Annotated in this window: 10 protein-coding genes; 7 read left to right on the top strand and 3 right to left on the bottom strand. The window is 35.2% G+C overall.

The window, feature by feature from the left end; genetic code table 11:
• The first annotated feature begins 747 nt into the window (after positions 1-747).
• The 7 genes from K6343_03545 to K6343_03515 are packed head-to-tail and all read left to right on the top strand — an operon-like array spanning position 748 to position 7,767.
• Positions 748-1,716, top strand: coding sequence for a hypothetical protein (locus K6343_03545; protein ID MEF3245043.1), 969 nt, complete (start codon positions 748-750; stop codon positions 1,714-1,716).
• Positions 1,700-2,323, top strand: a complete 624-nt coding sequence (locus tag K6343_03540) for a glycerol-3-phosphate acyltransferase (GenBank protein ID MEF3245042.1) — start codon at positions 1,700-1,702, stop codon at positions 2,321-2,323. Before K6343_03545 ends, K6343_03540 begins: the two co-directional genes overlap by 17 nt.
• A 22-nt stretch (positions 2,324-2,345) precedes the next feature.
• Positions 2,346-3,851, top strand: coding sequence for a glycerol kinase GlpK (glpK, locus tag K6343_03535; GenBank protein MEF3245041.1), 1,506 nt, complete (start codon positions 2,346-2,348; stop codon positions 3,849-3,851).
• A 2-nt stretch (positions 3,852-3,853) separates the two neighbouring features.
• Positions 3,854-5,350 (top strand): NAD(P)/FAD-dependent oxidoreductase, encoded by a 1,497-nt coding sequence (locus tag K6343_03530; GenBank protein ID MEF3245040.1) that lies wholly within the window; start codon positions 3,854-3,856, stop codon positions 5,348-5,350.
• Positions 5,328-6,608: an NAD(P)/FAD-dependent oxidoreductase gene (locus tag K6343_03525; GenBank protein ID MEF3245039.1), complete on the top strand. Its 1,281-nt coding sequence runs from the start codon at positions 5,328-5,330 to the stop codon at positions 6,606-6,608. The genes K6343_03530 and K6343_03525 overlap by 23 nt, the downstream gene beginning before the upstream one ends.
• Positions 6,609-6,980, top strand: coding sequence for a DUF1667 domain-containing protein (locus tag K6343_03520; protein MEF3245038.1), 372 nt, complete (start codon positions 6,609-6,611; stop codon positions 6,978-6,980). It abuts the gene before it with no gap.
• Complete coding sequence (locus K6343_03515) at positions 6,973-7,767, top strand: SDR family oxidoreductase (protein MEF3245037.1); 795 nt, start codon at positions 6,973-6,975, stop codon at positions 7,765-7,767. Before K6343_03520 ends, K6343_03515 begins: the two co-directional genes overlap by 8 nt.
• Here the strand turns inward: K6343_03515 and K6343_03510 are convergent.
• From K6343_03510 to K6343_03500, 3 genes are read right to left on the bottom strand one after another with little or no spacing between them, the layout of a single operon-like run.
• Positions 7,755-9,353: a CTP synthase gene (locus tag K6343_03510; GenBank protein ID MEF3245036.1), complete on the bottom strand. Its 1,599-nt coding sequence runs from the start codon at positions 9,351-9,353 to the stop codon at positions 7,755-7,757. The two genes, K6343_03515 and K6343_03510, sit on opposite strands and share 13 nt — an antisense overlap.
• Positions 9,350-9,838 (bottom strand): ImmA/IrrE family metallo-endopeptidase, encoded by a 489-nt coding sequence (locus K6343_03505; GenBank protein MEF3245035.1) that lies wholly within the window; start codon positions 9,836-9,838, stop codon positions 9,350-9,352. The genes K6343_03510 and K6343_03505 overlap by 4 nt, the downstream gene beginning before the upstream one ends.
• Positions 9,816-10,139: a helix-turn-helix domain-containing protein gene (locus K6343_03500; GenBank protein ID MEF3245034.1), complete on the bottom strand. Its 324-nt coding sequence runs from the start codon at positions 10,137-10,139 to the stop codon at positions 9,816-9,818. The genes K6343_03505 and K6343_03500 overlap by 23 nt, the downstream gene beginning before the upstream one ends.
• Between the last annotated feature and the right edge of the window lie 468 nt (positions 10,140-10,607).

The following is a 10,607-nucleotide window of genomic DNA, read 5'->3' as shown; positions in this document are numbered from 1 at the left end:
AGTTTAGAAAAGAAAGATACATCTACTACACAGAATACAAAAAGAGATGAGCATGTATATACAAACTCTTTCTATGATCTTCCACTTATACAGGATAAACAACTAAGAATTACTGATTACTAAAGGATTAAAAAGAATTATGCAAAAATTTTAAAAATTCCTCTTAAAAGGTATTGACACAACACGGTACATTCTGACGAGGCGTCTTTTGCCGAGGAAGAATCTCATCCGTTTATGCTTTTTGGGGGAGTCTTGAGGGGGTTTCCCTCTCAAATAATAGATCCTTCGCTATCGCTCAGGATGACTACAAAGATTCATTCTGACGAACAAGCGTAGTGAGTGAGGAAGAATCTCATCCGTTTATGCTTTTTGGGGGAGTCTTGAGGGGGTGCTTTTTACCCCCTCAAATATGAGATCCTTCGCTTAAGTTTACACTGAGCGAAGCGAACGTGCTCAGGATGACGAGGTGGGAGGGTCATTCTTCGCTCTTTTCCTTGTGTAAGCAAGTGCGAAGCCGAAGAATCTTACCTTTTTACTCTTTTTAATTACTCAAAGGGAGCCTTGAGGGGAGTAGAATAATCCCATTCGATACTCCCAAAGAGGATATATGCTTCATTTACGCTAAAAATGACAAAAGAAAAATAACTGTCTTTTAATTTCTAAATTAAGAAAACATTAAATAAAAGAAAATATAAACAGTCTAAAAAACCTTTGAAAAAATAAATTATTTTTTATAATCTATTTGAGATGAAAATTGCAATAGTTGGAGTTGGGGGAAGAACGGGCAGCCTTTTTGCCTATGAACTTAAAAATACTGTAAAGATTTTTGGGTTCGCAGGTAAAAAATCATACGAAAAAATTCTTAAAGGAAATGTTTTTATAAACAAGAACAGAGAACTGTTTAAATTAGGCACAAATTTATTAACAAATAACTTAAACGAGGATGTCGATTTTCTATTTCTTACCGTAAAAAATCCTATTAAAGAAGTGCTAAAAGAGTATCTAACCAAAATTGGAAAACCTGTTAACTTAATACTATCCCAAAATGGGATTACCGCAGTAGATGAAGCAAAAGAAGCAATTTACGAAACCTTCCATAAGATACCATCTGAAATAAGAATTATTCGACTCGTGCTTTTCAACGCAGTCTCAATGACAAAAGATGCAAATACCATAATTTCTTATAAAACACCAATTAGAGTTGCTTTCGGAGTTGCCTTTGGAAAAGATGATTTAGATGATCTTATTGAAGTTTTTAAAGATGCAAAATTCGAATTTACGACTGTAAAAAAAGAAGATATCAAAAACATGGAGTATTCAAAACTTTTTACAAATCTAATTGGACTACCATCTTTTTCAAATGGTTTAAATATCTATGAAGGTTTAAAAGACAAAAAATCTTTTGAAGAAGAAATTGGCTTATTAAAGGAATACATAAGAGTTGTTGAGGCAAACGGTGGAGAATTTTCAAATTTTCCACATTATCCAATTAAATTCTTTGCAAAACTTGTTAAGGTATTACCTGTAGGTCTTCTTTCACTTTTTAGAAGTTTAATTGCGGTTATGGTCTTAAAACTGAGGGGGGCAAAAGAGAAGGGCAACATTGATGAAATTGATTACTACATTGGAAATATCATAGAGTTAGCACGTAAAAAGAAAATTGAGGTACCCATATGTAGTGAGGTTTTAAGGAGGGTAAATGAACGAATTTATTAAATTTTTACTTTTGTCAGTTTGTGCCTATCTACTTGGGTCTATTCCTTTCGGTTTTATTATCGGTAAAGTTAATAAAGTCGATGTGCTTCAAATAGGATCAAAGTCTGCATCTTCAACAAATGTGTCAAGAGCACTTGGTTGGAGATGGGCAACGGTATCTGCCTTGCTTGATTTTTCAAAAGGGTTATTACCTGCATACCTTGCAAGAGTAAATTTATCTAATCAATGGTTTGTCATAATTGTTGCAATACTTCCCATGGTAGGTCAAGTGTTTCCAGTTTTCTTACACTTTAGAGGAGGAAAAGGTGCTTCTGCATACTACGGAGCAATCTCAGGTCTTATAGGTCTACATTATTTTTTGATTTTCTTTCCTGCGCTTCCTATTGTTCTTCTTATAACAAGAAGGATGAGTTTATCAAATATCATCTTTTCTTGGTGGCTTACACTGGGTATAGCCATTTTGACATTGTTAGTCAAAACACCGAAATTCCCACTAAGCTATGCGATTTTTTCACTTTTAGGAGCACTCTTTATGATTCTTGCCATGCGTGAGAATATCGATAGATTAGTCAAAGGAAAAGAACCAGAGACACCACTAAAATGGTAGTAAGTTATTATGAGGTGAGAAAATGGGAAAAAATTACATCGCTGCTATTGATCAGGGAACAACAAGCACAAGGTTTATAATCTTTGATAAAAGTGGAAATATTATCGCATCTAACCAAGTTGAGCATAAACAGATTTTTCCAAAACCTGGTTGGGTTGAGCATGACCCAATGGAAATTTGGAAAAACACGAAAACAGTAATAAAAGCAACCCTTGAAAAAAGTAATATCTCTCCAAATGATATTGCTTCTTTGGGTATAACAAACCAGAGAGAAACAACCGTTGTCTGGAATAGAAAAACAGGCAAACCGTATTACAATGCAATCGTTTGGCAAGATACACGCACTAAAGATTACATTGAAAGAATTACAAAAGAAGAGGCAGAGCTTCTAAGAAGGAAAACAGGACTTCCTCCCTCAACTTATTTTTCTCTTTTTAAACTTTTGTGGATCCTAGAGAACAATCCAGAGGTAATGAAAGATACCCTTAAAGGAGAGGTGCTTTTTGGCACAATAGATTCATTTTTAATATTCAATCTTACAGGTGGAGAAGGTAAAGGAAAGCATATAACAGATGTGACAAATGCATCAAGAACAATGCTAATGAACATAGAAACTCTTACGTATGATGAAGATATCCTTAAAAACTTTAACATACCAAGAAACATACTTCCGGAGATCCGCCCATCCTCGGATACTAATCTCTATGGTTATACTGAACTTGATTTCTTAAAAGGTGTGCCTATAGGTGGAGCACTTGGTGATCAACAGGCAGCTTTAGTTGGACAGACTTGTTTTGAAGAAGGTGAAGCAAAAAATACTTATGGAACAGGGTGTTTTCTTCTTCTTAACACAGGAGAAAAACTTGTTAAAAGTAATTCTGGTTTGTTAACTACCGTTGCCTATAAGTTTGGTGATGAACCGCAATCGTATGCTTTAGAAGGCTCTATTGCAATAACAGGTGCGCTTGTGCAGTGGCTTAGAGATAATTTAAAGTTTTTTGAAAAAAGCGCAGATATTGAAGCCCTTGCAAGTAGTGTTGAAGATAATGGTGGAGTTTATTTTGTTCCAGCGTTTTCAGGTTTATTTGCTCCATATTGGAGAAGCGATGCAAGAGGGGTAATAGTTGGGCTAACACGGTATGCAAACAAAGGGCATATTGCAAGAGCAGCTCTTGAAGCAACTGCATACCAGACAAAAGATGTCATCCTTGCAATGGAGAAAGACTCTAATACCAAACTCCAGAGGTTAAAAGTCGATGGAGGAATGGTAGTAAACGAACTTCTTATGCAATTTCAAGCTGATATCATCAACGTTCCTGTTATAAGACCAAAAGTTATTGAAACTACCTCCCTTGGGGCTGCTTACGCAGCTTCTCTTGCAGTGGGAGTTTTTTCATCAAAAGAAGAATTGAAAAGAAACTGGAGAGTTGATAAAATATTCGTACCAAAAATGGATGATACCAAAAGAGAAAAACTATACCAAAGTTGGTTAAAGGCTGTAGAAAAGTCTTTTAACCTTGCTGAGTAGAAATGGAAAAATTTGATTTTATCATAATTGGCGCAGGTGTAGTTGGTGCAATGATTGCAAGGAGTCTTTCTCGATATGAGGTTTCACTCCTCGTTATTGAGAAAGAATCCGATGTATGTATGGGAACATCTTCTGCAAACACATCAATTATACATGCAGGATACGACCCACTACCTGGGACTCTCAAGGCTGAACTCAACGTAAAAGGCAATAAACTTTGGGATACATTAGCTTTTGAACTTGGAATTCCTTTCAAAAGAACTGGTGATTACGTAATTGGAATAGGAAAAGAAGAAATAGATGGCGTTGAAGAACTCTATAAAAGAGGAGTTGAAAACGGAGTTAACGGACTTGAGATACTAAAAAAAGAGGAAATACTAACTAAATTACAATATTTGAATAGAGAAGTAAGTCTTGCGCTATTTGCTTCAAGTGGTGGGATCGTTGACCCTTTTCAGGCAACTCTTGCCCCACTTGAAAATGCAGTTTTAAACGGCGCCAAGATACTTCTTGAAACCTCTTTCGAAGATTTTATTTTTAACGGTAAAAGGATAATTGGCGTAAAAACAAATAAAGGCGATTTTTATTCAGATTGGGTAATTAATGCAGCAGGTCTATATTCCGATAAGGTAATGCATAAAGCACATGTGCATGAGGAATTTACTATTACACCAAGAAAAGGCGAATACTACATTTTTGATAGAAACGATTTTTCAATTAAAGAAGTGCTTTTTCCTGTGCCAACTAAAGCAAGCAAAGGTATCATGGTTACAACAACTGTTCATGGAAACACAATCATAGGACCAAATTCCCATGAAATTGAAGATAAAGAAGATACCTCTAATACAGAAGAAGGGCTTACAAGTGTTTATGAAGGAGCAAGAAAACTAGTTCCAACAATTAATTTAAAGCATGTTATTGCAATGTTTGCAGGATTAAGGGCAACGGGAAATGCTCGCTCACCTAACCCAAATATAGATTACAACCATGACTACCTTATCGATATTTTACCAAATTTAGGCCTTGTAAATATAGCAGGTATTGAATCTCCAGGGCTTGCTTCTTCTCCTGCGATTGCAGAATACGTTATTAACTTGTTAAAAGATGCAAACGTAAAGTTAAAAGAAAAGAAAGATTTTAACCCTGTAAGAAAACCAAGAGTTAGATTTAGAGATCTTTCAAACGATGAAAGAAAAAAGTTAGTAGAGAACAACCCCTCCTATGGAAGAATCATCTGCAGATGTGAAAATGTAACCGAAGGAGAGATTCTTGCCGAAATCCATGCTCCAATTCCTGCAAAAACCTACGATGCATTAAAAAGAAGAACTTGGCTTGGAACAGGAAGATGTCAAGGTGCATTTGATCTTCCAAGAGTAATAGAACTACTTTCAAAAGAATTGAACTTAGACCCAACAGAAATTACAAAGAGAGGAAATAATTCAAAATTCCTTTTTAGAAAAACAAAAGAGGTTCAGAATGCAGTTAAAAGATATCTATGATGTAGTTGTAATCGGAAGTGGACCAGGTGGCCTTGCAAGTGCCATACAGGCAAAAAAAGAAGGAGCAGAGTCTGTGCTTGTTATAGAGCGTGATAAAGAGCCAGGCGGTATATTAAATCAGTGTATCCACAACGGTTTTGGTGTGGAGATTTTTAAAGAAGATATGCCAGGACCAAAATATGCTGAGATGTTTATAAAAGAAGCAGAATCACTTGGCGTGGAGTTTATGTTAGACTCCATGGTGCTTGAAATCACACCTCAGAAGAAGGTATACGTAACAAGCAAGTGGTATGGTTTTAATGAAATCCAAGCAAGGGCGGTTGTCTTTGCGATGGGAGCAAGGGAAAGAACAAGGGCTCAGATAAGAACACCAGGTTTTAGACCATCTGGAGTATATACAGCAGGGACAGCACAAAGATTGGTTAACATAGAAGGTTTTATGCCAGGTAATAGGTTTGTCATTCTTGGCTCTGGTGATATAGGAATGATAATGGCAAGAAGGCTTACCCTTGAAGGTGCAAAAGTTGAAAGAGTGCTTGAAATTATGCCTTTCTTAACAGGGCTTACAAGAAATTATGTTCAATGTTTGCAAGACTTTAATATTCCTCTTCAATTGAAACATACTGTAAAAAGGATTTTAGGAAAAAATAGAGTTGAAGCAGTAGAAATAGTTGAGGTAGATGAAAACTTTAAACCAGTAAAAGGTAGTGAAGAAATAATTACAGCTGATACACTTCTTCTCTCTGTAGGACTTGTCCCCGAAATTGAACTTGCAAGAAGTGTAGGTGTTGCAATTGATCCAACTATTTTAGGCCCGTATGTTGATGAAGAGATGCAAACTTCCATACCAGGGATATTTGCAGCAGGTAATGTTGTGCATATTTTTGACCTTGTTGATTGGGTAACAGAAGCAGGTTTTATTGCAGGAAAGGGAGCTTCTAGATACGCTCTTAAGGAAAAAACTGAAAAGGTTTTAATCCCAATAAAAAGTGGGAATAACATCCATCATGTTGTGCCACAGTTTATAAAAAAGGATGCCCTTGAAAAAGCCCCCATTAAACTTATGATGAGAGTAAGTAAACCCATTGAAGAAAAAGTATGGATTGAATTACGAAATGAAAACAATCTCATATTTAGAAAACTTGAGCGTTATGTAAGACCAGGAGAAATGGTTGTGCTTACCATACCGCAGAAAACCTACGATGAAGTTTTTAAATCCAATACACTCTATGTGAGCGTTGAAAAATTTGGAGGGTAAATGGAAAAGAAAAACTTTACCTGTCTTGGGTGCCCTGTTGGATGTAGTTTAACAGTTTTTATTGAAGAAAAAGAAGTAATAAAGGTAGAAGGTAATCAGTGCAATATTGGGGTTGAATTTGCAAAAGAAGAGGTAAAAGAACCAAAAAGAAAAGTTACAACTTCTGTGCGAATAAAAAATGCAGAATACCCGCTTCTGCCTGTTTACACCGATAAACCCTTCCCTAAAGATAGGATATTTGAACTTATAAAACTTTTAAGAAGTGTAGAGGTAGAAGCCCCTGTTAAAGTCGATGATATAATCATTGAAAATGTTTTAAATACACAAGTAAATATCAGGGCAAGTAGAACTTTTGTGAGGAAAAATGGATAAGGTAGTTGTTGTAGTGGGTGCATCATCTGGTTTCGGAAAAGAGATTTTTAATTATCTAAAAGATAAAGGCTTTAAAACCATTGGTTTAGCGAGAAGTTTTAGTGATTCAGAAGAACTTTCTACCTTTCACCTTGATGTAAGCAACCCTGAGGAAGTAAAAAGAGTCTTAAGCAAGATCATCAAAAACTACGGTAGTATAGATGTGCTTATTAATGTTGCTGGTTTTGGAATCGCAGGAAGTGTAGAAGATACTCCAATTGAAGCCATAAAGAAAGAGATGGATGTTAACTTTTTTGGGATTGTGTATACCACAAAGGAAGTTTTGTCCCACATGAGAAAAAAACGCTCTGGCACTATCATTAATTTTAGTTCAATTGCATCTATTATTGCTCTTCCATACCAGGCATTTTATTCTGCATCAAAGTTTGCAGTCGAGGGTTTTTCTGAGGCACTTGCTATTGAAGTTGAGCCATTTAACATAAATGTTGTGTTAATTGAACCTGGAGATTTTAAGACCGGTTTTACCTCAAAAAGAGAAAAATACACAAAAGAAGACTCTCCTTACCATGCTAAATTTAATAGCGCAATAAGTAAAATGGAAAAAGACGAACAAAATGGGGAAAATCCCGCTATTGTTGCAACTCTAATTTACAAGATTATTACTTCGCCCAAACCAAGACGTAAATATATTATTGGGCCATTTTTTGAGAAGCTTTTTGTTTTTTTAAAACGTATTCTTCCCGACTCAGTTATTACATTTATCTTTAAACTCTACTATGGTCTATAATTGAGAGATGCCTTTATAAACTCTGTAAAAAGAGGATTGGGGTTTAAAGGAGAAGAATTAAATTCAGGATGGGCTTGCGTTCCTACAAAGAACGGATGGTTAGCTAACTCTATAAACTCAACCAATTTCTCATCGTAAGAAACACCTGAGATAACAAGGCCATTGTTAGTTAAAATAGGAATGTAATCATTATTTACCTCATATCGATGCCTATGTCTTTCTTTAACTTCTTTTTTTCCGTATATCTTTTGGGTAAGGGATCCATCTTTTAAAACTGCCTTAAAAGATCCTATCCGCATTGTGCCACCTAATTCTTTCAAATTCTTTTGGCTTTCCATGGTATCAATAACAGGGTAAGGCGTATTGGAGTCAAACTCTGTTGAATTTGCATTCTGTAAATTACATACGTTTCTTGAAAATTCGATAACTGCTAACTGCATACCAAGGCAGATGCCCAAAAAGGGAATTTTATTTTCTCTTGCAAAGGTTATTGCATTTATCATTCCTTCTACTCCTCTTTTACCAAAACCACCAGGGACAACTATACCTTGGAGCATTGCCTTATTTAATATAGCGCGGAAATCAGGTCCTTCTAAATTTTCTGCATCAACCCATTCAATTGAAAGTTTTGCACTATTTTCAACTGCTCCATACCTTAGTGCTTCAATAAGGCTTTTATATGCATCTTTAAGTTCAACGTATTTTCCAACTACTGCAATTCTTACTGTTTTAGTTGGATTTTCCATCTTGTGAAGAAAATTAAGAAAATCAGTTAAATTTAAGGTATTTTTCTGTAAGTTTAATACTTCTAATACTCTTTCTGAAAAGCCCTGTGATTCAAGTAAAATTGGAATTTTGTATATATTGTCCGTATCAACTGCTCCTAAAATATTTGATGGTTTTACATCTGTAAAAAGGGATAATTTTTCTTTTATCTCCCTTGAAGGTTCAACTTCACTTCTTAAAACAAGAAGATCTGGCTGAATGCCCATACTTCTCAACTCTTTTACACTGTGTTGTGTTGGTTTTGTCTTTAATTCCTGTGTTGCTTTAAGGTATGGCAAAAGGGACACATGGATATAAGAGACGTTTTCTTTTCCTATGTCATTTTTTATTTGCCTTGCAGCTTCTATGAATGGTTGAGATTCAATATCACCAACAGTTCCACCTATTTCAACAATTATGATATCGTAGTCTTTAGCAAGATTTGTAAGATTTTCTTTTATTTCATTTGTAATGTGGGGTATTACCTGGACAGTTTTACCAAGGAATTTTCCTTCCCTTTCTTTTTTAAGGACAGAGTAGTAAATTCTTCCTGTCGTGATACTATTATCCTTTGTAAGATGCTTATTTAAAAATCTTTCATAATTTCCAATATCAAGATCTGTTTCTCCCCCATCTTCCGTTACAAAGACTTCCCCATGCTCGTATGGAGACATTGTCCCTGCATCAATTTGTAAATACGGATCGACTTTTACAATATTTACGTTGTAGAACCTACTTTCAAGTAAAAGCCCAAGAGAGGAAGCAACAAGACCTTTCCCTAGAGAAGAGATCACTCCACCTGTAATAAAAACTATTTTCATATTAACACCTCATAACCAAGTTTCTTTAATCTCACCTTAACTGCCGTTTTAGAGACTGCAAAAAAATCTGACAGTTCATTTATTAAATCGCAACTTATATGCCCCGCATATAAGAGAGTTTTATCCACAATGTTTTTTATCACATTCTCAGGCATCAAAAGTTGTGAAACGATAGTATTTATCTTTGATTGAAATTTCTTATCCATTCCTTTGTATAGGTAGTACTGAATAGAGTAAACAGACTTATTAACCTCAAGCAGGTATTCTACGAGTTCGTGTGTTAGGATAAAATGCTTTCTTTTATAAGGAAGGTTTTTATCAATGAAGATAAATGGTGTCCCATCCATTATCACAGTGAAGTTTAAACTACCTCTAATTTCATAAACATTTTCAAGTCCAATGTAATGGTCTAAAGCTTTAAAAACATCAAGTTGTATTGGTGGATTACCTTTTGGAAAATCCTCAATTAGCTTTGTTACTTGCATTTTTCTTTTTCTTTAAGTAATCAACGAAGGCTTCAATTGCAAGGATGTCTTCCTCTGTTAAATCTTTATCGAGGTGAAAAAGAACTTTTACATTATTTTCTTCTAAAAAGTAGGATGTGGGTAAGTTAAGTGCATGGGCAATTTTTGAAACAACTTTTATAGTGGGTGTTTTTTTGCCCTGTAAAAGTTGCGATATATACGAAGAAGAAAGTCCTGTAGTCTTTGCAAGATCTTTCTGAGTTATGTCATGTTCTTTAAGAGCTTCCTTTAATTTTAATACAAAAAACTCTCTTATATCCACAAAAATTATTTTATGAGTATTAGAAAAATTTTCAAGTGCAAATTTTAATATTACCAGTGCAAAGTCGCACTAAACCTTTTTTAAAGGGTTTTTAGTCTTTTTAAGAATACTTCTTCACTATAACTTCCCTTTTGATAACAAGATCCCCTGGGGATTCTAACAAACAAACGTAATAAGCGATGAAGAATCTCATCTTTTTTATACTAAATGAGGTGAAAGTCCTCCTTGATGCTCCACCAAAGATTGTTATCCTTCGCTACCGCTCAGGATGACATAGTGGGTGTCATTCTGCACTCTTTTCCTTGACGAAGTCAAGTGGAGGCACCTTTTTGCCGAGGAAGAATCTCGCCGTTTTCCACCTTCCTGGTTATTCTAAACACATTTGCTTTACCTAGTGTAAATCCGTGAGGAATCTTAGTTTTTACAAGTTCTTGCAATAATACAACATTAATAAATAAAGGGGGAAGC

Source organism: Caldisericaceae bacterium, assembly GCA_036574215.1.
Lineage (GTDB): Bacteria > Caldisericota > Caldisericia > Caldisericales > Caldisericaceae > Caldisericum.
This window is presented reverse-complemented; position numbering and strand designations above follow the sequence as displayed.

Coding starts and splice junctions, on each gene's coding strand:
- K6343_03505 (MEF3245035.1), bottom strand. CDS start 9,838: ATGCAAGTAACAAAGCTAATTGAGGATTTTCCAAAAGGTAATCCACCA.
- K6343_03530 (MEF3245040.1), top strand. CDS start 3,854: ATGGAAAAATTTGATTTTATCATAATTGGCGCAGGTGTAGTTGGTGCA.
- K6343_03515 (MEF3245037.1), top strand. CDS start 6,973: ATGGATAAGGTAGTTGTTGTAGTGGGTGCATCATCTGGTTTCGGAAAA.
- glpK (MEF3245041.1), top strand. CDS start 2,346: ATGGGAAAAAATTACATCGCTGCTATTGATCAGGGAACAACAAGCACA.
- K6343_03520 (MEF3245038.1), top strand. CDS start 6,609: ATGGAAAAGAAAAACTTTACCTGTCTTGGGTGCCCTGTTGGATGTAGT.
- K6343_03545 (MEF3245043.1), top strand. CDS start 748: ATGAAAATTGCAATAGTTGGAGTTGGGGGAAGAACGGGCAGCCTTTTT.
- K6343_03540 (MEF3245042.1), top strand. CDS start 1,700: ATGAACGAATTTATTAAATTTTTACTTTTGTCAGTTTGTGCCTATCTA.
- K6343_03510 (MEF3245036.1), bottom strand. CDS start 9,353: ATGAAAATAGTTTTTATTACAGGTGGAGTGATCTCTTCTCTAGGGAAA.
- K6343_03525 (MEF3245039.1), top strand. CDS start 5,328: ATGCAGTTAAAAGATATCTATGATGTAGTTGTAATCGGAAGTGGACCA.